Annotated in this window: 18 protein-coding genes and 1 pseudogene; 12 read left to right on the forward strand and 7 right to left on the reverse strand. The window is 65.1% G+C overall.

The features are described 5' to 3' along the window. Positions 1–497 precede the first annotated feature (497 nt). Positions 498–710: a hypervirulence associated TUDOR domain-containing protein gene (locus LLJ08_RS14205; protein WP_014819819.1), complete on the forward strand. Its 213-nt coding sequence runs from the start codon at positions 498–500 to the stop codon at positions 708–710. 3 nt (positions 711–713) lie between these two features. Further along, complete coding sequence (locus LLJ08_RS14210; protein WP_125877421.1) at positions 714–1,295, forward strand: DUF488 domain-containing protein; 582 nt, start codon at positions 714–716, stop codon at positions 1,293–1,295. 45 nt (positions 1,296–1,340) lie between these two features. Here the strand turns inward: LLJ08_RS14210 and LLJ08_RS14215 are convergent, their stop codons facing one another. The 3 genes from LLJ08_RS14215 to LLJ08_RS14225 form a co-directional block, all read right to left on the reverse strand. Continuing rightward, the gene (locus LLJ08_RS14215; RefSeq protein WP_046619815.1) at positions 1,341–2,177 is read right to left on the reverse strand and encodes a CvfB family protein; all 837 of its coding nucleotides are present in this window, start codon (positions 2,175–2,177) and stop codon (positions 1,341–1,343) included. 41 nt (positions 2,178–2,218) lie between these two features. Then, positions 2,219–4,549, reverse strand: coding sequence for a glucose/quinate/shikimate family membrane-bound PQQ-dependent dehydrogenase (locus LLJ08_RS14220; RefSeq protein WP_221103030.1), 2,331 nt, complete (start codon positions 4,547–4,549; stop codon positions 2,219–2,221). Positions 4,550–4,715: 166 nt separating this feature from the next. Continuing rightward, positions 4,716–5,864: a PQQ-dependent sugar dehydrogenase gene (locus LLJ08_RS14225; RefSeq protein ID WP_228207315.1), complete on the reverse strand. Its 1,149-nt coding sequence runs from the start codon at positions 5,862–5,864 to the stop codon at positions 4,716–4,718. Between the two features lie 181 nt (positions 5,865–6,045). Here LLJ08_RS14225 and LLJ08_RS14230 point away from each other — a divergent pair, with 181 nt between their 5' ends. From LLJ08_RS14230 to LLJ08_RS14245, 4 genes and pseudogenes are all read left to right on the forward strand, one after another. Next, positions 6,046–6,225, forward strand: a complete 180-nt coding sequence (locus LLJ08_RS14230; RefSeq protein WP_014819814.1) for a hypothetical protein — start codon at positions 6,046–6,048, stop codon at positions 6,223–6,225. A 78-nt stretch (positions 6,226–6,303) separates the two neighbouring features. Then, positions 6,304–7,029 (forward strand): RNA pseudouridine synthase, encoded by a 726-nt coding sequence (locus LLJ08_RS14235; RefSeq protein WP_228207316.1) that lies wholly within the window; start codon positions 6,304–6,306, stop codon positions 7,027–7,029. Positions 7,030–7,151: 122 nt separating this feature from the next. Beyond that, positions 7,152–7,918 (forward strand): annotated as a pseudogene (locus LLJ08_RS14240) (PAAT family amino acid ABC transporter substrate-binding protein). Positions 7,919–7,996: 78 nt separating this feature from the next. Then, positions 7,997–8,545 carry a hypothetical protein gene (locus tag LLJ08_RS14245; RefSeq protein ID WP_101274243.1) on the forward strand — a complete coding sequence of 183 codons (549 nt, stop codon included), beginning with the start codon at positions 7,997–7,999 and terminating at the stop codon, positions 8,543–8,545. A 30-nt stretch (positions 8,546–8,575) separates the two neighbouring features. Here the strand turns inward: LLJ08_RS14245 and LLJ08_RS14250 are convergent, their stop codons facing one another. After that, positions 8,576–8,764, reverse strand: a complete 189-nt coding sequence (locus tag LLJ08_RS14250; protein WP_014819810.1) for a hypothetical protein — start codon at positions 8,762–8,764, stop codon at positions 8,576–8,578. Positions 8,765–8,942: 178 nt separating this feature from the next. Between LLJ08_RS14250 and LLJ08_RS14255 the strand changes: the two genes are divergently transcribed. Further along, positions 8,943–9,806, forward strand: a complete 864-nt coding sequence (locus tag LLJ08_RS14255; protein WP_228207317.1) for a DUF6279 family lipoprotein — start codon at positions 8,943–8,945, stop codon at positions 9,804–9,806. A 171-nt stretch (positions 9,807–9,977) separates the two neighbouring features. Here the strand turns inward: LLJ08_RS14255 and LLJ08_RS14260 are convergent, their stop codons facing one another. After that, complete coding sequence (locus tag LLJ08_RS14260; protein ID WP_228207318.1) at positions 9,978–14,297, reverse strand: DEAD/DEAH box helicase; 4,320 nt, start codon at positions 14,295–14,297, stop codon at positions 9,978–9,980. Between the two features lie 117 nt (positions 14,298–14,414). On the opposite strand from LLJ08_RS14260, the gene LLJ08_RS14265 reads away from it, so the two are divergent. Together LLJ08_RS14265 and LLJ08_RS14270 are read left to right on the forward strand one after the other, a co-directional pair. Then, positions 14,415–14,720: a hypothetical protein gene (locus LLJ08_RS14265; RefSeq protein WP_014819807.1), complete on the forward strand. Its 306-nt coding sequence runs from the start codon at positions 14,415–14,417 to the stop codon at positions 14,718–14,720. Between the two features lie 9 nt (positions 14,721–14,729). After that, a complete protein-coding gene (locus tag LLJ08_RS14270) occupies positions 14,730–15,422 on the forward strand; it encodes an SDR family oxidoreductase (protein ID WP_228207319.1) in 693 nt (230 codons plus the stop codon). 2 nt (positions 15,423–15,424) lie between these two features. Here LLJ08_RS14270 and LLJ08_RS14275 read toward each other — a convergent pair whose 3' ends face one another. Next, a complete protein-coding gene (locus LLJ08_RS14275) occupies positions 15,425–16,240 on the reverse strand; it encodes an OBAP family protein (protein WP_228207320.1) in 816 nt (271 codons plus the stop codon). A gap of 149 nt (positions 16,241–16,389) precedes the next feature. Between LLJ08_RS14275 and egtB the strand changes: the two genes are divergently transcribed. The 3 genes from egtB to LLJ08_RS14290 are packed head-to-tail and all read left to right on the forward strand — an operon-like array spanning position 16,390 to position 20,444. After that, positions 16,390–17,685 carry an ergothioneine biosynthesis protein EgtB gene (gene egtB / locus LLJ08_RS14280; protein ID WP_102833273.1) on the forward strand — a complete coding sequence of 432 codons (1,296 nt, stop codon included), beginning with the start codon at positions 16,390–16,392 and terminating at the stop codon, positions 17,683–17,685. 2 nt (positions 17,686–17,687) lie between these two features. Continuing rightward, positions 17,688–18,650: an L-histidine N(alpha)-methyltransferase gene (gene egtD / locus LLJ08_RS14285; RefSeq protein WP_044314594.1), complete on the forward strand. Its 963-nt coding sequence runs from the start codon at positions 17,688–17,690 to the stop codon at positions 18,648–18,650. A 3-nt stretch (positions 18,651–18,653) separates the two neighbouring features. Next, complete coding sequence (locus tag LLJ08_RS14290; protein WP_228207321.1) at positions 18,654–20,444, forward strand: S8/S53 family peptidase; 1,791 nt, start codon at positions 18,654–18,656, stop codon at positions 20,442–20,444. A gap of 6 nt (positions 20,445–20,450) precedes the next feature. Here LLJ08_RS14290 and LLJ08_RS14295 read toward each other — a convergent pair whose 3' ends face one another. Beyond that, positions 20,451–20,924, reverse strand: coding sequence for a MarR family winged helix-turn-helix transcriptional regulator (locus tag LLJ08_RS14295; RefSeq protein WP_102833275.1), 474 nt, complete (start codon positions 20,922–20,924; stop codon positions 20,451–20,453). Between the last annotated feature and the right edge of the window lie 5 nt (positions 20,925–20,929).

Raw genomic sequence — 20,929 nt, forward strand, 5'->3', positions numbered from 1 at the left:
GCCTTTAAAAAGTGACGGGAGGTCGATAAGTCGTGGGGCGTTGCTCTTGAGGAGGGCCGCGGTGTCACAACAAACGAACCGTTCAACAAGAAATTTCCCGCCGTCCACCCCTGAACAAACCGGTAAATCGTCTTGTGTGGCGGCTTTATAATAGGTTCCAAAAATTAATGGAAATTTTTTTGTCAGTAATAGATCGCCAGAAAAACGCCATACAGGGAAAATAACATTAAGTTGCCATTACTCATATGGCGATAGCTGTCGAATTGATATTACGTTTAACCGCCCTAGTTGGTTGCCTGGCGCAAAAATAAGCGTCGGCTTTTTGAACTTCTGCGGTCTTAAGAGGGATTAACCGCTATCGGTCTTGCCGACGAACGGTATATAGCGGAAGAGCTGATAGCCATCTGTTGGGGCTAAGAAACTGGCTGCTGGAAGTAACCGATCTTCCTCGGCAGATGGCTGTCGGATGCCTTACCGAACGACGAAACGGAGGCACCATGAGCCATAAGTACAAAGTGGGCGATCACGTCAGCTGGAACTCGGAAGCAGGACGGGTTAGCGGTCACATCACCCGCGTGCACACAGCTGACACCGAATTCATGGGCCGCACACGGCACGCCAGCCCGGATGCCCCGCAATACGAGATCAAGAGCGACAAGACCGATCATGTGGCGATGCATAAAGAGTCGGCACTCAGGAAGCTGAGCTGAGGCATGGTTCAGCCAGCCACGGTGTGGACCATCGGCCACTCGACGCGCTCTCTGGAGCAGCTGATCGAGATACTGCGCCACCATCAGATCGAGGCCATCGCCGACGTCCGCCGCTTTCCCGGCTCACGGCGATTGCCGCAGTTCGGCGAGGCAGCGCTGCGCGAAGGTCTGGAAGCGCACGGGCTGCACTATCAATGGATCGAAGAGCTGGGCGGCAGACGGCGACCTCTGAAGGATTCGCCAAGCCTGGCCTGGCGCAACAGCTCCTTTCGCGGCTATGCCGATCATTTGCGCAGCGATGAATTCAACCGCGGTCTGCAGCGCCTACTGGAAATGGCGGCGCAACGACGCACGGCGATGATGTGCGCCGAGGTGCTCTGGTGGCGCTGCCATCGTTCGCTGGTTTCGGACGTGTTGAAGATACGCGGCATCGAAGTCCTTCATATCCAGGACGAGAAGCCGCCGACCGCCCACCCGTTCACCGCCCCTGCCCGCCTGGTCGACGGGCAGCTGAGCTATGCAGAGGGCAACGGAGAGTCGCTGAGAAAGGAAGTCGGCAGCGGGCAGATCAATCTGGATCTGTAGCGGCTACTGGGTTGGTCATTGCGACCACCCCGCTATGGGATCGGCTCAGGCGCGCTCGATGCGATCCGGGTGGATGACGATGCGGCCCTGCTTGTACAGACCACCGATGGCCTTCTTGAAGTTGCCCTTGCTGACGCCGAAGCGACGGGCAATTTCCTCGGCCGGGCTCTTGTCGCTGACATCCAGCGAGCCCTGGTTTTCTTCCAACTTCTGCAGGATCAACGCCTGCAGCGCATCGGTCGCTTCGCTGCCCACCGGCTGCAGGCTCAGGCTGATCTTGCCGTCGGGCCGCAGCTCCTTGATGTAGCCGCGCTCGCGCATGCCGCCACGGAGAAACTTGAACGCCTCGTTCTTGTGAATCAGGCCCCAGTGCTGGCCGTTGATGATCGCCTTGAAACCGAGATCGGTGGCTTCGACGATCAGCAGGTCCACTGCTTCTCCTACCTTGTAGTTCGCCGGGGTCTTGTCCAAATAGCGGTCCAGGCGCGCCGTGGCGGTAATGCGCCGGGTGCGCTTGTCGATGTAGACGTAGACCACGCAGTAATCACCCACCTGCAGCGGCCGCTTCTCTTCCGAGTGCGGCAAGAGCAGGTCCTTGGGTAGTCCCCAGTCGAGAAACAATCCGACCCGGTTGATCTCGGCCACCTTCAGACTGGCGAATTCACCGACCTGCACCTTGGGCTTTTCGGTGGTGGCGATCAGCTTGTCCTCGCTATCGAGGTAGATGAAGACGTTCAGCCAGTCATCCACCTCGGTCGGCATGTCCTTGGGGATGTAGCGGTTGGGCAGCAGGATTTCGCCGTCCGGGCCGCCGTCCAGATAGAGGCCGAAACCGGTGTGCTTGACGATCTGCAGGCTGTTGTAACGTCCGATTGCGGCCATGTGGGCGGTCCCGAATATAAAGGCGGCGATTCTAGCGCCTGTCAGCGTGGCAGTGCATAGGCGATCACCGAATCACCGGCTTTGGTACCCAGCGAGCCATGCCCGCCGGCAACCACCACGACCATCTGCCGACCCGAGCGGCTCTCGTAGGTCATCGGCGTGGCCTGGCCACCGGCCGGCAGACGCGCTTTCCATAGTTCGCGGCCGGTGCTGACATCGTAGGCGCGCAGGTAGTAGTCCAGCGTGCCGCTCAGGAAGGCGACGCCACCGGCGGTGAGCATCGGTCCGCCAAGGCTCGGCACGCCCATCTTGAACGGCAGCGGAATCGGCGAGCGGTCACGTACCGTGCCGTTCTTGCGCAGCCAATGCGTCTTGCCGGTACGCAGATCGGCGCCGGCCACGTAGCCCCAAGGCGGCGCGGTGCATGGCAGGCCGATGGGCGAGACGAAAGCCTTCAGCTCAACGGCGAAGGGCGAGCCGAAGTTCTCGTTGAGGAACGGCTCCTCCTCGGACACGTAGGTCGTCTCGGCATCCTCCCGGGGAATCAGCTTGGCGGTGAAGGCCAGATAGGCCGGCGTGCTGAACACCATCTGCCGCACCGGGTCCACCGCTACGCCGCCCCAGTTGAACACCCCGAAATTGCCCGGATGGACCAGGGTGCCTTGGGTCGATGGCGGTGTGTACCGCCCTTCGTAGCGCAGCGAGTGGAACTGGATGTGGCACATCATCTGGTCGATCAGCGTGGCACCCCACAGGTCCTTGCCCTGCAGCTTCGGCGGCTCGTAGGTCAGTGCCGACGCAGGCTGCGTCCTGGCGACCCAGTCACCCTCGGCCGCGCCCTGCGGTGCAGGCACCTCGCGCACCGGCAGGACCGGCTCGCCCGTGCGACGGTCGAGTACATAGATGTCGCCCTGCTTGGTCGGGGCCACCAGCGCGGGCACCGGACCCTCCTCGGTCTGGATGTCGATCAGGCTCGGCTGCGCCGGTACATCCATGTCCCAGAGGTCATGGCGCACGGTCTGGAAGACCCAGCGCAGCTGGCCGCTATCCAGATCGAGGGCGACGATTGAGGAGGAAAAACGCTCGCTGTTCTCGCTGCGCTTACCGCCCCACTGATCCGGCACCTGATTGCCCAGCGGCACGTAGATCAGCCCCAGCGCCTCGTCCGCGCTGGAAATGCTCCAGCTGTTCGGGCTGCTCGCGCTGTAGGTCTGCCCGGCGGCGATCGGTGCCGTTTCATCCGGATTGCCCGGGTCCCAGTTCCATTTCAGCTCGCCGGTATAGACGTCATAGGCACGGATGACGCCGGACGGCTCGTTGGCGCGAACGTTGTCATTCACCGCTCCGCCGACGATCACCCGATCACGCGCGACCACCGGCGGCGACGTGGAATAGTAGAAGCCTTCCTTCACGTGGGGCATGTTCGCCCAGAGATCCACCGCACCGTTGTCGCCGAAGCCGGGGCAAATCTCCCCGGTCTTCGCATCCAGCGCGATCAGCCTGGCATCCGCGGTTGGCATGAACAGGCGCTGCCGACAGGCCTGGCCCTCGGTGGCCGGCGGCGCTGCATGGTAGGAAAGCCCGCGGCAGGTCAGGTGCTGGCGGTTGACCGAATGCGGCACCTCGGGATCGAAGCGCCAGCGCTCCTCGCCGGTTTCGGCATCCAGCGCGATGACCAGATTGTGCGGCGTGCACAGGTACAGGCTGTCATCGACCTTGAGCGGGGTGACTTCGTAGGTGGTTTCATCCGGATCGTCCGGACCGCGCAGATCCCCGGTCTGGTAATGCCACACCGGCTCCAGCCGCTCGACGTTGTGCGGCGTGATCTGTGCCAGCGGCGAGTAGCGCTGGCCCTGCTGGCTGCGTCCGTAGGCGTGCCAGTCGCCGGCCGGCACGGCTTGGTCCATGGCAGGCGCTTCGGCCAAAGGTGGCGGCAGCATGCCCTTGATGTCGTGACTGTCGTGCCCAACGGCGTACACCGCTGCTGCGCCCCAGAGCACGACCGCCAGCATCAGCGGCAGCGCGGCGCCACCCCAGGCGCGAAAACCGAAGTGCTGCCAGCCCAGCCGCTGCGCGATCCAGGGCGTCAGCAGCCACAACCCGAGCGGCGCGATGATGCTGCCGCGCGGCGCCAGCTGCCACCAGTCCAGTCCCACTTCGTACAGCGCCCAACCGAGCGCCCCGAGCATCAGCAGCGCGTAAACCCACAGCGCCGCGCGGCGGCGCATCAGCAGCAGCGCCCCGGTCAGCAGAAACCCTGCCGCGACGATGGCGAAATACCAGGTACCGCCAAGGCTGACGACCTTCGCTCCCCCTGCACCGAGCGCGAGCCCGACGATGATGCAGAACACTCCGCTGATGACCACAGCCACGGCCTGTCTCCCTCGATCTTATTGTTCAAATCACCACACTGCGACGGCCAGCAGGGCTGGCCATTATGAGAGTGGGACAGGCGACGAGCGCGAATGCTCCGTGCACAGGGGCGATTGGCGCGACGTGACTTGGCAAGACGGGGCCGGCAACCCCGCCAGGTGAGACTTACTGGGTGTCCAGGCCAACCTGAAGCAACTTGCCATTGCCCGCATCGGTCAGCACATAGAGGTAACCGTCGGGCCCAAGGCGTACGTCGCGGATGCGCGCACCGAGGTCCTTGAGCAGGCGTTCCTCACCAACCACGCGGTCGCCGTCGAGCTGCAGGCGTATCAGCGACTGATCCACCAGCGCGCCGATGAACAGACTGTGCTGCCAGCCGGGAAAGCGCTCGGCATCGTAGAACGCCATCCCACTGACGCCCGGCGATTTTTTCCAGACGTGGTGCGGCGGCTCGGTGCCCTCGACGGTTTCGCCCTCGGCTTCAGGAATCGGCAGCATGCTGTAGTTGATGCCGTGGGTTGCCAGCGGCCAGCCGTAGTTCTTGCCGGCCTGGGGAATATTGACCTCGTCACCGCCGCGCGGCCCATGTTCGTGGGTCCAGAGCACGCCGCTCCAGGGGTTGAGTGCGGCGCCCTGCTGGTTGCGATGGCCGTAGGACCAGATTTCCGGCCGCACGCCGTCCTGGCCGACGAAGGGGTTGTCCTCCGGCACACTGCCGTCCAGGCTGATGCGCACCACCTTGCCCTGATGCTTGTCGAGGTCCTGCGAGGTCGGCCGCTGATTGTTTTCGCCGAGCGCGACGAATAGGTGTCCCTTGCCGTCGAACACCAGCCGCGAGCCGAAGTGCACCCCGGTGGAGAGCTTCGGCAGCTGACGGAAGATAACCTCGAAGTTCTCCAGCCGTGTGTCATCGTCACTCAGCCGGCCACGACCGACCGCCGTTCCAGCCTTGCCCTGCTCACCAGCCTCGGCATAGGTCAGGTAGACCAGGCGGTCCTTTTCGAAGTCCGGCGACAATCGCACGTCGAGCAAACCACCCTGGGAGCGGGCGAAGACCTCCGGCACGCCAGCAAGCGGCTCGGAGAGGCTGCCATCCAGGCCGATCACGCGCAGGCGTCCAGGCCGTTCGGTCACCAGCATGCGCTTGCCGTCCGGCAGGAAGGCAAGTGCCCAGGCGTTTTCAAGGCCGCTGGCGATCTCCTTGACCGTTACCGGCCCGGCCTCGCTGGAATGACGTTCAGTTTCGGCGACAGCCTGCAGCGAAGCGGCGATGGCAAAACCACAGAGCGTGGTGCGAATGGCATGGCGCAGCATGGTCTTCCTCTCAGGTGATGATCCGGCGTCGAGAAACTCGCTTTCGCGGCTAATTGAAGACCAGACGGCTCGCTGAGTGGTTGCAAAAACGCTTCAAGAAATGACGGCCTGCAAAAACCTGAACAAATTTTGATCAACTCTGTATAATGCCCGGTTCGACTGATTAAAGGAAAAGCGATCCATGGCCACTAAAACCACCAGCGCCAAGCGCAAGCCCGAACCCGCCACCGAAACCAGCCAGTCCCTCGCTGCGCAAATGGCCGCTTTCATCAAGGCAGGCGGCGAAGTCCAGACCATCCCCAACGGTGTGAGTGGCCAGACCAACGGTCCTTCCCGCCAGATCACCATCAGCAAGAAGTGATCTGAACCGCCTTCGGCGAGCCGGCTTTATCATGGCTCGCCGCGTTCTACCCCCTCCTTTCTCGTCTCCGAGCGCACCATGACCGACCCCGTACGCCTTGCCAAACGCCTCGCCGAGCAACTCGGCTGTTCCCGGCGCGAGGCCGAGCTGTATATCGAGGGTGGTTGGGTAACGGTCGACGGAGAACTGGTCGAAGTGCCTTTCATCAAGGTGCGACCTGAACAGCGTGTCGAACTGCAGGCCGGCGCTACCGCGAAGGAAATCACGCCTGTGACGCTGCTGCTGCACAAACCTGCCGGGCAGGTGATCGATGCCGACGTCGACAGCACCCGCCGCGTACTGCAGGCCAGCGAGCACTGGAGCGACGACCCCAGCCGCAACGAAGCCCTGCAGCGCCATCTGCTCCAGCAGAACCTGTTGCTGCCACTGGACGCCGACGCCAGCGGGCTGACCGTCTTCAGCCAGCAACGTGAAGTGATCCGCCTGCTCACCAGCACGCGCGACAAGCTGGAGCAGGAATACGTCGTCGAAGTGAGCGGCGAAGCCGAAGAAAACGGGCTGGCCCTGCTCGCCAAGGGCATTGGCCACCGCGGCAAGATCCTGCCCAAGGCCAAGGTCAGCTGGCAGAGCGAAAACCGTCTGCGTCTGGTGATCAAGGAACCCGCGCCCGGCGAGGTCCGCCTGCTCTGCGAAGCTATCGGGCTGACGGTGCTGGCCTGCAAACGCATTCGCATCGGCCGCCTGTCCATGGCCAAACTACCGGCCGGCCAGTGGCGTTTTGCCGGCGAACACGAGCGCTTCTGACGCCGCACCCGCACGCCATCGCCAGCACCGGCTGGCGGAGCACGCTTGCTTTACCTGCCCTGCTGAATCAGTCTTGAGCGGCAATTCGCCACGACGGCGCTTTCACTCAAGACAGGACCGCGATGCAGAAACTGATGCTCCTGCTGCTGACCGTTTTCCCGCTGAGCATCCTGGCTGCCGAGCCCGTCGCCGTATGGGCTTACCAACCCTCGCCGCCCTTTGCCTCGGGGCAGAACCCCGGGCTCTCCGAAGCGCTGGTGCAATTGCTCAACGAGCATCCGACCAACCAGGACCGCTACGACTTTCAGTTGACCCAGTTGCCGCGCAAACGTCTCGATGCACGCCTCGAGGACAAGGAGCCCGGCATCCTCCTATGGGCCACGCCGGAGTTCTTCCCCGAGCGCCTCACCGCCGGCGCCAGCTGGACTCGGCCTCTGCTGTGCGACATCCAGGACTTCGTGTCCCACAACGACAAGCCGGTCGACTATGACGGCCCGAAATCGCTGCACGGGCTGCGGCTGGGTGGCGTGCTCGGGCATCTCTACCGGGCGCTGGAAGGCGACATCGACAAGGGCCTGATCCAGCGCGAAGACGTGCACAACGATCTGCAGAATCTGAACAAGCTGCTCAACCAGCGCATCGATGTCGCGTTGATGCCGCGCTCCTCACGGCTGTTCTTCAGCCTGACAGAGGTGCCGGACGCACCGCTGCATGTTTCGCCACGCCCGCTCTACGTCTTCGACCGCCATGTGCTCATGACCGCCAGCCGGCCGAAACCACGCAGTTCGTGCATCAGCTCATCGCCGATCTGCCGCACAGCGCACGCTGGCAGACCCTGCTCAGGCGCTACGGCCTGCAAGAGATGAGCGCGCCCTGCCCCAATTATTGAGCGAACGTAAGCGCCACTGGCGAATCGAAGCTGGCACGGCTCATACTGGCGAAAAGAGAACGGAGTACCAATTCAGCCATGAAAAAGGCACTGCTGGTCAGCCTGCTATTGACCCTCGGCGGCTGCGCCACTCAATCCTGCGACCGCGACTGGAACGACCAATGTCGTGCCGAACGGCTGCTGTACCAGAATGACCTGATGCAGGCGAAGATTCTGATTTCGATCGGCGACGAAGACAGCTACGAACTTGCCCAGGCGCTGCTCGATCGCAGTGCGAAGCTGGATCGGCGCGGCGAGACTGAGTTCTATCAGGCCCTGCTGCTGATTCGCCAAGGCCCGGAGCCATCGGAGGTACTCGACCTGTTGGAGAAGGCCAAGCGCAAGGGCCACCCCCATGCGGTGGCGCTGCTCTACAAGATCTATCACGAGCCGTACCTGCTCAACGAAGCAGACGAGGATCGCGCGGAACGCTACCGCGACGCCTACGGCGAGCTGGATGTCGCGCGCAGCGGCTATCCATCCTTCGATAAATCACTGGAGCTGGTGAATCAGCTGGTCGCTCCGCCACCGCCATCGGTCCCGTATCAGGCGCCCTGCCCGCAGCACTGCCTGGAACAGTCCCGCTAGTTACGGGCCCAGGCGCCTGGGATTACCGTTTCAGGGCGCCGGGGTCTGCGAGATCCGCGGCTCCTCGTCGCCATCGGCCACCGCACGCGCTTCCTGTTCGGTGGCGTAGGGGCCACCGACGATGGTGCCGTTCAGCTCCACTACCCAGCACACGGCCCAGGTCGGGCGCCAGGCCTTGGGTACGTCTTCGCCGCTGAGGTGCTTGATCTGAGAGGTCATGGCTTTTCTCCACTGCTGCTGGGTAAGGCGGCCGCCCCATATCGTCGGAACGACTCCATGTAGGGAAGACCACAGGCCAGCCGCCTTTGCTCGCCGGCACCGACGAAACGGTCCGCCAGCCGAACCCCCGGCGCTGCCGTGGCTCTACAGAACAGCCGCCGACGCTCGAGGAAAGACGATGCGCCCCATTGCCAGCCTGCTCCTGCTGACCCTGCTCTGCGCCGCGCTGTTGAACGGCTGCAGCCGCGCCACCCTGGTCTATCGCAACCTCGACATGGTCGTGCCCTGGACGCTCAACGACTATCTCGACCTCGATAACCGTCAGAAGGACGAGCTGCGCGAACGCCTGCGCGAGCACCTGGCCTGGCACTGCAGCACGCAATTGCCGGAACTGCTGGCCAACCTCGAACAGCTTGAGCGCGAAACTGCTGGCGGCCAGCTCGATCGCCGCGATCTCGAGCCACAGTACCGCGACGTCCGCGACGCCATGCACAGCGTTGCCGTAGAGATCACCCCCACCGCAACGGACCTGCTGCGTGCCCTGAGCGACAAGCAGGTCGCCGAACTGCGCAACGCGCTGGAGGAAAACCGAGAGGAGTACCGGGAGAAATACCTGGCTCCGCCGCTGGAACGGCAGATTCGCGAGCGCGCCGAGCGCATGCAGGAGCGTCTGCAGTACTGGTTCGGCCAGTTGAACGCGGCCCAGCGTCAACGTGTGCTGCTCTGGTCTCACGCCCTGAACGAGCAGAACAGCCGCTGGCTGAGCAACCGCGAGCGCTGGCAAGAGCTGCTATTGGCCGCGGTCGAGCAGCGCCACCGCGACGATTTCGATGACCGCATCGCGCAGCTGCTGCAGGAGCGCGAGGCGTTGCTGAGTACGAACGATCAGGCCGCGTTGCAGCGTGCCGAGCAGGCCGGATTGGACCTGGTGGCCGACCTCTACAGCCTTGCCGACGAAGGGCAGCGGACACACCTCAGCGGGCGCCTGGCGCAGCTGCGCACCGACTTCGGCGACCTGAAATGCCTGGCGCCGACAGCCTGATCCCTGGTGGCTTGGGCGGTGAGTGGGTTGAGGCAGGTTCGGATGAACATGGCTGCAAAACAAGGCGCTGCGACGGGTCCTGGCGGGCCATGGCAAGGAGCAGCAACACAGCATCGGGGCCATGGGCGCCGAAATTGACCAGCTGCACTTACCAGACGGGCTACTGACCGCTCAACGTCTGGCTGGCGTCAGCAGACGGCGCGCCTCGCGCTGGGCTTCCTCGTCCAGTTCGACCAGCCATTGCGGCTTGCCCGCCGCCAGCACAGCCACCGGCAGCCCGTCGCGAAACAGGATCCGATTTGCCGCCAGGGCGGGCACCCTGGAGCCTGGTAACAGAGTGCCGAGCTGATTGAACGGATCGACCGCGGACACCGCCAGCATCTCGCCGGTCAGCGGCCGCTTGCGCACCTCGCGCAGCAAGCCAAGCGCCTCCGGCAGAGCGAACTGCTCGCCCGCCACCGCCGCGACAAAGCGCCCGCCGCGAATCTCGCCACGGGCTTCCAGCTGATGGTAGACCCGCAGCAGGTCGCGCCAGGGCGGCAACCAGTCCGCTTCACGCGCCAGCAGGCGCCAGCACACCACGCCGTAACGGCGCAGCAGCACACGGGCAATGTGCTCCAGCGCCTCTGCATCGAACGCCGGTGTTCTTGCCTCCTCTTCGCCCGCTCCAGACTTGCGCACCAGTGCCCAGCGGCCGGCGTCATCCATCCCGCCGATAAAGGCACCCCCGCGGCTTCGCCGGGCCGTGCGCGAGCGCTTGCTCGCCGGCGCCAGCAATGCGCGCAGACCGGCGAAGCTGTCGGCGTTTACCAAGCCCACCGCCACCAGCTCGCCAAGGGCATCCTCCAGTTCGCTGCGCAGCAGATGCGCGTCGTGCTGCAGCTCATCGAAGAACAGCGCGCCCTGGGCGTTCAGGCATTCGAGCACCCGCTGTGCCCGTGAAGACAGCTCCGGCGCCGGCGCATCGCTGGCCAGTGCATACCAGGTCGGTAACTGGCGCCGCGGCAGCAGCACGATCGGCGTGCCGCGCACCGGCCCGCCGCTAGCCCTGAGTCGCCCGGCCAGCCGCGTCCAGACAATACGGCCGGAGCGGCACAGCTCGTCCAGCCAGGTGCCGCCATAATCCTTCAGGCGCGCCGGCAAGAGATCGGCTTCCCACGCTGCGGCCGCGGCCTGAAAGCCCTCCAGCTGTTCGACAACCGTGGGCAGCGCCTCGCGCCCCTGCATGCGCGTGGTCGCGGACAGATGCTGCCAGTCAGCAAGAAAGCGCATGAAATCGACACGTTCGACCGGCTCGATCTCCCGCCGCAGGCGCTTGACCGTGTAGCGATGGATACGCGCCAGCAGATGCCGCTCGCACCACTCCTCCTCCACTGCGCCAGCGCTGAAACGCCCGCGCATCACGTAACCCTGGCTTTCCAGACGGACCAGCGCCGCCGCGACGGCAGAGGCCGGCAACGCCAGCGGCCGCGCGATCAACGCCACCGGCAGCGGGCCGAAGCCGCTCAGCCGCGCACGAATCAGCTCGACCAGTGCCGCTTCTTCCTCGATTGGCTGATCGTAGCCGCCGGGCGCCTGCAGATGCGGCTGGAACGGGGCCTGCGGATAGACCGCGCGCAGCAGCATCAGGCGCTCGAGCGGCAACCAGAGGACGCGGTCGTGCGCCACCTGCATGCGCGTCGCGCGGCCGCCACGGGCCAGTTCGGCCAGCCATTCGCCCCATTGCGACTGTGCGACGGTCTCGGCTTCGGCAATGCAACCGAGCGCTGTCAGCGCCTCGTGCAACTCGTCGGCACTGCGCGCCTCGGGCCAGGCCTCCTCACGCACGGCGGCGATCGCTTCCGGGTCCAGCGCGCCCAGATCGTCAGCCGACTCCGGATCGCTCCAGCGCCGCGCGAGCACCGCCTGGGTGCGGCGCTCTTCCAGCGGTGCATCGTCGAGAAAGGCGTAAGGCCGTGCGCCGAGAATCTCCATGGCTAGCGGCGACGGCGCCGGCAGATCACGCGCCAGCAGTTCGACCTCGCCGCCCTCCATGCGCCGCAGCAGCGCGAGCCAGCCTTCGCTATCCATGGCCTCGTGCAGGCAGTCATCGAGGGTCTGGCGTACAAGCGGATGATCGGGAATCTCGCGCTCGCCGACGATATTTTCCAGGCAGGCAACCTGGTCGGGAAAGACCGTGGCCAGCAGATCGTCGCTCTTCATTCGCTGTAGCTGCGGCGCGACCTTGCGTCCGCCGGCCATGCGCGGCAACGCCAGTGCCGTGGTGGCGATCCAGCGCCAGCGCACACCGAACAGCGGCGCATCCAGCAGTGCCTGGATCAGCACCTGCTCGGCGCTGGCCGAATGCAGGTAGCGCCAGACTTCCGCCAGCGGAAAGCTGTGACTGGTGGACAGCGAAAGAATGATGGCGTCCTCGGTGGCCGCCGCCTGCAGCTCGAAGTTGAAGGTGCGGCAGAAGCGCTTGCGCAGTGCCAGCCCCCAGGCGCGATTGATGCGGCTGCCATAGGGCGAATGAATGACCAGCTGGGTGCCGCCGGACTCGTCGAAGAAGCGCTCCATCACCAGCCGCTGCTGAGTCGGCAAGGCGCCAAGTGCGGAGCGGGCACGCGCCAGGTATTCGACGATCTGTCGCGCGGCGGTTTCCGCCAGGCCAAGGGTGCCGGTAAGCCAATCGATGGCGGGCGACAGGTCCACCCTGCCCACCGCCGCCCCCTCAGCCAACCGCCGATCGATCTCGTCACGCAGCCGCGCCACGGCAAAGGACAGCTCGTCGCTGCGCCCTGGCGCCTCGCCCAGCCAGAAGGGAATGCTCGGCGGCATGCCCTGAGCATCTTCGACACGCACCCGCCCGGACTCGATCTTGAGGATGCGATACGAGGTGTTACCCAGCTGGAACACATCGCCGGCCAGGCTCTCCACCGCGAAGTCCTCGTTCACCGTGCCGATATTCAGCCCCTGCGGCTCCAGCAGCACGGCATAGTCGGCGTTGTCGGCGATGGTGCCGCCGGAGGTCAGTGCGGTCAGCCGGCCACCGCGCCGGCCACGCAGGCTGCGCGTCGCGAGATCACGGTGCAGATAGGCGCCGCGGGTTCCGTGGCGGGTCGTATAGCCCTCGGCGAGCATTCGCAGCAGTGCCTGGAAGGTCGCATCGTCGAGCGCGGCATAGGGCGTCGCGCGGTGAAACGACTGCAACAGCTCATCCTCGCCCCACTCACGACAGGCCACTTCCGCGACGATCTGTTGCGCCAGCACGTCCAGCGGCGCGTGCGGGATCTTCAGCGTGTCCAGCTCGCCACGACGCACGGCGTCGAGCAGCGCGGCACACTCGATCAGGTCGTCGCGGGAGCTGGGAAACAGCCGCCCCTTGGACACCCCGGCGACCTGGTGCCCGGCGCGCCCGACCCGCTGCAGAAAGGCCGAGATCGAGCGTGGCGAACCCAGCTGACAGACCAACTCGACATCACCGATGTCGATACCCAGCTCCAGCGAGGCCGTCGCGACCAGTACCCGCAACTCGCCGCGCTTGAGCTTCTGCTCGGCGCTCAGCCGCTGTTCGCGGGCCAGACTGCCGTGATGCGCAGCGACCACCTCTGCACCCAACCGCTCGGCCAGGTGGCGGGTGGTGCGCTCGGCCAGGCGCCGCGTGTTGACGAACACCAGCGTGGTGCGATGCTCGCCAGCCAGTGCCGCGAGGCGGTCGTAGACCAGCGCCCAGGCATCGTTGCTCATCACCGCCTCCAGCGGCACCGGCGGCACTTCCAGCGCCAGGTCGCGGGCGCGGCCATGGCCGATATCGACGATCTCGCACGGTCGCTCGACGCCGACCAGAAAACGCGCCACCGCATCGATCGGCTTCTGCGTCGCCGACAGGCCGACCCGCACCAGCGGCCGATTGCAGAGCGCTTCCAGTCGCTCCAGCGACAGCGCCAGATGGCTGCCACGCTTGTTGCCGGCGATGGCGTGAATCTCGTCGACAATCACGCTCTGCACATCGGCGAGCATTTCGCGCCCAGATGCCGAGCCGAGCAGCACATAGAGCGATTCCGGCGTGGTGACGAGGATATGCGGGACGCGCTTGCGCATGGCGTTGCGCTCGGCCTGCGGCGTGTCGCCGGTACGCACCGCGGTGCGGATTTCCAGCGCTGGTAGCCCCAGACGCGCCAGCTCGGCGGTGATCCCGGCGAGCGGCTCCTCCAGGTTGATATGGATGTCGTTGGACAAGGCCTTCAATGGCGAGACATAGAGCACGCGCGTCGCGTCGGCCAGGCCGCCCTCGGCCAGCCCCTGCTGCACCAGGTCATCGATGGCGGCGAGAAATGCGGTCAGCGTCTTGCCCGACCCAGTCGGCGCGGCCACCAGGGTCGAACGACCGGCACGAATAAGGGGCCAGGCAGCCGCCTGGGCCGGCGTCGGTGCGGGAAAGCTGCGGGAAAACCAGCCCGCCACGGCGGGGTGGAAACGGCCAAGTGGATCGACGGATGACGTGGTCATGCCGACGAATATGGTGGCGCCCCGGCCTTTGCACAAGCGACAGTCGGTCGGCGGTCGGGAAACGGCCATGGGATATGGCGGTCAACTTGAAACATCCGCAACGCAACGGAGATGACCATGACCACCACCCCGCTCAGCCTCGACAACGCCATGCAACTGGCCTCGGAAGCCTTCCTGCCCTGTGGTTGCGTGACCAGCGCCAACCCCGAGGACGACAGCTTCGGCTTCACCGTGATGAACGGCAGCGGCGAGGAGATCACCCGCGTGGCGCAGGTGCGCGACTACGCCGACCCGCTGCGTATGGCACAGGTGATCGAGCAGACCCGTCAGGAGCTGATCGACAAGGGTTGCACCCTCGAACCCTGGAGCATGCCGTTCATCACCGACGACAGCGCCATTCCGGAAACCACGCCGAACTACTGAGGAGCGGCCATGAGCGATCACGTGCTGCTGATCACCGGCGCCTCATCCGGTATCGGCGCGGCAACCGCACGTCTGGCAGCGGCGGCCGGCTACCGGCTGGCGCTCGCCGCACGCTCCGAGGACAAGCTGCGGCAGCTGGTCGATGAAATCGGGCCGCAGCGCGCCCTCGCCATTCGCTGCGACGTGACCGATTACGCCGAGCAACAAGCCATGGTGCAACGCGTGCTCGATCACTACGGCCAGCTCGATGCGGTCTACGCCAACGCCGGCATCCCCGGCAGCGAGGGCGGTTTCAGCGGTGCCGATCCCGAAGTCTGGAAAACCATGCTGCTGACCAACGTCTACGGCGTCGGCCTGACCCTGCGCTGCGCGCTGGCCGCCTTGAAGGCCAGCCGCGGTCATCTGCTGCTCACCGGTTCGGCGGCCGGGCGCTTCGTCATTCCCGGCTCGATGTACAGCGCCAGCAAATGGGCGGTGACCGGGATGGGTCTGAGCGTGCGCGAAGAACTGCGCGGCAGCGGTGTGCGGGTCACTCTGATCGAGCCGGGCATGGTCGACACGCCGTTGTTCGACGAACCGCCAGCCTATGCCCTGCAACCGGAGGATGTCGGCCGCGCAGTGGTCTATGCCCTGTCGCAGCCGGCCCATGTCGACGTTAACGAAATCCTGATTCGCCCGACGCCCCCGGTCGACGGCGAGTAACCTCAGCGTTTATCGCTGCGCTGTTGCTGTTGTTGCAGGCGTCCCGACTCGATTATTTCCGCCCGCCCGGCCCCATCGCCGTGGCGATGCTCGCCGGCCCCCCGCACCCGCTGCAGCTGAATCACTTCACCTTTCTCCCAGGCATTTGCCGCCGGATCGACCGTCGGCTGCGGGATCGACTCGCGACTGCGACGGATCGCCTGGGTATCCACGTCGAGACGGTCGTCACGGGCCTTTTCCAGCGCCGGGTCCAACTGGCCATCCGCGGTAAAGCCCATCATCAGCGCCGGAATTCCATAGGGCAGCTCCTTGTCGCGGTCGGTATGCCAGGTGTGCCACGTCTTGCCATAGGTGCTGACCACCTGTTCCATCAGCTGCTTTTCCGCGACCTGCGGCAGGCCGGGGGCAACCAGCGCGCCGGACTTCACCTCGTAATCGTGGCTGTGCCAGAGCATCTTCTCATCGTCGGGCAGTGTCGCGAACAGGCGCGCGCTGATGATGTATTCGACGCCCATGAGCTTGGCATCGCTGCCATTGCCGTCGTAGATCAGCGCCTGCATCACGTCCTCGTTCAGCCGCGTGACGTAGTGGTGGGCCTCCATTTGCCCGTCCATGTCGCCGTTATAGAAGTGAAAGCCGTTGAGGTAAGCGCTCACAGCATTCAGCGGCGCCTTGCCCTGCAACAGCTTTGCGCCGGCCTCGAGGGTGCGCGTCTCGGCGCTTTTCGGCGCGCCCGCGGCGTCGGTGTAGGACGCCGTATTGTGTTGCCCGCAGGCAGCCAACAGCACTGCGGAACCCAGAACTGACAACTTTCGCATGGCTCGATCCCCTGCTTTGCTCATACAGAGTGACCAGAGCGCGGCCGCTTTTTCTTCATGGTCGCCAAGCCGGCCGGCAGAAACTTTTGCCCGCCGCGCCGGGTCGCTATGGGAGGCCGTTTCGGTCGTCAAACCCGAGGGGGACAGCCATGGGCAACCTGGCAGAGCAGCCACATTCGCATCCGGTACTCGCCGAACTCGACCTGTTGCTGCAGCGTTACCGGCAGGTACGTGCCACCAGCGAGGCGATCTGCACGCCGCTGCAGGTCGAGGATTACGTCATCCAGAGCACGCCGGAAGTCAGCCCGCCAAAATGGCACCTGGCGCATGTCAGCTGGTTCTTCGAGACCTTTCTGCTGTTGCCTTATCTGCCCGGCTACCGGCGGCTGAACGAGGCCTACGACTACCTGTTCAATTCCTACTACCAGACCCATGGCCTGCCCTTTCCGCGGGCGCGGCGCGGTGTGCTGTCCCGCCCGGGTGTGGACGAGATCTATCGCTATCGCCGCCACGTCGACCAGGCCATGGGCGAACTGCTGAGCAATCCGCCGCGCGAGCAGGCTGCCGAAATCGTCCGCCGCGTCGGCCTCGGCCTGCAGCATGAGCAGCAGCACCAGGAACTGCTGCTGATGGACATCAAGCACATCCTCGCGCAGAGCCCGCTGCACCCGGTTTATCGCGACGATCTCGCCCAGCCCCGGCCCAGCAGCCCCGAGCGCCCGCGCTGGCATGAATACGCCGGCGGTGTGCAGCACATCGGGCATGCCGGCAGCGATTTCGCCTTCGATTGCGAAACCCCGCGACATCGCCAGTTCGTCGAGGATTTCCAGCTTGCCGAACGATTGGTGAGCAACCGCGAATACCTGTCGTTCATCACTGACGGCGGTTATGCCCGCCCGGAGCTGTGGCTGTCGGACGGCTGGGACCTGATCCAGCAGGCCGGCTGGAACGCCCCGCTGTACTGGCTGCGCGAGGACGCCAGCTGGCACGAGATGACCCTTGGTGGTCTGCGCCCGCTGGACCTGGAGGCACCGGTCTGTCACATCAGCTATTACGAGGCCGATGCCTTCGCACGCTGGGCCGGTGCGCGGCTGCCGAGCGAAGCGGAATGGGAAGTCGCCGCCGCCGACCAGCCATTGCGCGGCAATTTCCTTGAAAGCGACTACCTGCAACCGGTCGCCGCGCCGCCCGGCCATGACGGCCCGAGGCAGCTTTTCGGCGATGTCTGGGAGTGGACCGCCAGCGCTTACCTCCCCTATCCGGGTTTTCGCCCGCTGGAGGGCAGCCTTGGCGAGTACAACGGCAAGTTCATGTCCGGCCAGATGGTCTTGCGTGGCGGTTGCTGCGCCACGCCGGAATCCCACCTACGGGTCACCTACCGCAACTTCTTCCAGCCGGCCATGCGCTGGCAGTTCGCCGGGCTGCGCCTGGCCAGAGGGCTCTGAACATGGCGCTGGCAATTCACTTTCACGATCAGCTGCAACAGCCACACGACGCCTCGCTGCGCGACGAAACCCTCGCCGGGTTCGCCGCGAGCCCGAAATGGGCCTCGCCAAAGTTCTTCTATGACCGCCGCGGGTCCGAGCTGTTCGAGCAGATCTGCCAGCAGCCCGAGTACTACATCACCCGCACTGAGGAGCAGATTCTCGCCGAGGCTGCCAACGACATCCTCGACATCGCCGGCCCTCACAGCGACCTGATCGAGCTGGGCAGCGGTGCCAGTCGCAAGGTACGCCTGCTGCTGGAGGCACTGCACCCGACCAGCTATCTGGGCATCGACATCTCCGAGGACTTCCTGCTCAGCAGCACCCAGCGGCTGGCGGCGGACTACCCGTGGCTGGAGGTGCATGCCGCCTGTACCGACTTTTCCAACGAGCTGAACCTGCCGGATGATTTTTCCAGCGAGCACCCGCTGATGTTCTTCCCCGGTTCCAGCATCGGCAATTTCACCCCCGGCGAGGCCGCGGCCTTTCTGCAGCGTTTGCACGATGTGCTGCCAGCCGGTGGCGGCCTGGTGATCGGCGTCGATCTGGTCAAGGACCGCGCGGTGCTGGAGGCGGCTTACAACGACCGCGCCCATGTCACAGCCGCCTTCAACCTCAACCTGCTGCAGCGCATCCGCAACGAGCTGGACAGCGACATCGACCCGTCGCGCTTCGTCCATCGCGCCTTCTTCAACGAGGCCGAATCGCGCATCGAGATGCACCTGATCAGCCCCGATGCGCAGGACGTGACCATCGAAGGCCGGCGCTTCCACTTCGATGCTGGGGAAAGCCTGCACACGGAAAACTCCTACAAGTACACGCTGGAATCCTTCGCTGCCCTGGCCGATGCCGCCGGCTTCGCCTGTCGCGGTCAGTGGACCGACCGGCGCGGGCTGTTCAGCGTCAACTACCTCGAGCGACGTTGAACCATGCCAGAACGCGCCTCCACCCTGTTCACCCTCGGCCTCGGCCTCGGCCTCGGGTTATTGAGCGCCCTCGCCGCCTTTCCGGCAGCTGCAGAAGATCCCATCCGCATCACCCAGCTCAAGCGCTGCGGCGACCTCTTCGCCGAGGATTCGCTGAGCTGGTGCCTGAGCGCCAAAGGCCTGCCCCGCGGCGGGGTGCAGCTGTACCTCAACGGCGAGCGAGTGGCTGCCGACACGCTCCAACGCGACGGCAAGCAGCTGCGCCTGACCCTAGCGGCGGACGCGGTGCGCAGCGGCCCGCTGTGGCTGGAACGCGACGGGCAACGCAGCAATCCGGTCTGGCTCTCGGCTGGCCGCAGCCAGGTGCTCGCCGCCAAACCCGATGAAGTGGCGCGCAACATGGATGACCTGACCACCTATGTAGACCTGGTCAGCCTGATCATCGAGGAGGACCACAAGGGGCTGGAAAAGGCGCGCCAGCTCGCCGAGAAGTACGGCGCCGAAGTCGTCGGCGCCATACCGCCGCTGAACACCTATCAGCTGCGCCTACCAGTGAAAGACCTGACCGAACGCGATGCCATGGTGCTGCGCCTGGGCAGCGAGGTGGGTGTGGATGCCGTGGTGATCGAGGAATCGGCCGCCGAGAACGACGAGCAGGAAACCGGCAAGACCACGGATCAGAAGCGTCCGCAGAACCGCGAGTGGGCCGCCAACCGCTTCCTCGATGCGGTGGACTACTACCGCGAACGCATTCCCGCCGGCCAGCGCGCCGGGGAGAAACAGCCGGTGCGTATCGGCATCATCGAGCGCGCGGTGGATTTCGATGCACCGCATTTCGCCGAGTACCTCGAACCCTGCGATCCACAGCAGCAGCGCACCTGCCTCTACGCCCGCGACGCAGACCGGCCGGACAATCACGGCAGCAGCGTCGCCGGCATCCTCGCCGCCCACGCCAGCGATGCCCGCGACCAGGGATTTCTCAGTGCACTGGACGGTACCGGGCCGGGCTTCGAGGTGATCGTCGAGCGCAACTCGGACGCCGGCATCACGGCCAACGTCGCGGCCTCGGTGAATCTGGTGGAGGACGGCGCGCGCATCCTCAACTGGAGTTGGGGCATCCACCGCATTGGCACGGTGGATGTGGAAGGCGAGCCGGTGGATTCGCTGCTGCGCTCGGGAATTGCCATGAGCGGCTACGAGGAGCTGCTGGAGGAATTCTTCCTCTGGTTGCGCCGCGAACATCCCGACGTGCTGGTGATCAACTCCGCCGGCAATGGCTCGGCCCACTCCGGGCGTGACGACTATCGACTGCCCTCCTCGTTCATCACCGAGCAGTTGCTGGTGGTCGGCGGCCATGAGCGCAACGACAGGAAAAAGGTCTCGGTGGAGCACCCGGACTACGTACGCAAGCGCAAATCCTCCAATGTCGACATGCGCGTGGATATCACCGCTGCGGCCTGCACCCGTGCCGCCACGCTCGATCCCGAGCAGCGCGGCGACGTGCATTGCGGCACCTCCTATGCCACGCCGCTGGTTGCCGGCGCGGTGGGCGCGATGCTTTCGGTCAATCCTGGGCTGGAGCCGGATCAGGTGCGCGAACTGCTGCGCCGCAGCGCCATGACCATCGGCCGTGATTCGGATTTCGAACCGGCCGAGGCGGATGACCTGACCGCGCCGATCCTGCCGTCCGAGCGCGGCTATCGGCTGGATGATCGCGACGTCGGCCGCTCGGCGCGACTGGACATGCGCAAGGCGTTGGAGCTGACCGTGGAGAGCCTGAAGAACTCGCGCTAGAGGCGCTCACTCCATGTCGCCGCACAGTTCGGCGGCACGCAGCAGCGCGGCGGTCAGCGCGTGGCGCTCCCATTGCGGCAGGGCGGCGAAACGCGCGCGGAATTCCGGCGGCAACAGCGCTGGCGCCTGCTGCAACAAGGCGCGACCGCTATCGCTGAGCAGCAGCCACTGGCGACGACGGTCCTGCTCGTCGCGCTGGCGCTGCAACAACCCGCGCTCCTCCAGCCGGTCGATCTGCCCGGAAAGCGTGGCTGCGGTAAGGCTGACGCGCCGACTCAGGTCACTTGCGGTCAACTGCCCTTCGCTAGCCAGCACCTGCAGGATCATCAGCTGCACAGGGCTCAGCCCGCCGTAACGCGCCAGCCGTTTGGCATGCACTTCGGCGTCCTGCTGCAACCGGCGCATGGCCTGAAACAGCGGCATCTCGAAGGCTTCCAGCCCGGCACTATTGCTTTCGTTTAAAACTGTTTCTTCAGTCATATGCG

The sequence above is a fragment of the Stutzerimonas chloritidismutans genome, assembly GCF_020783375.1.
Lineage (GTDB): Bacteria > Pseudomonadota > Gammaproteobacteria > Pseudomonadales > Pseudomonadaceae > Stutzerimonas > Stutzerimonas kunmingensis.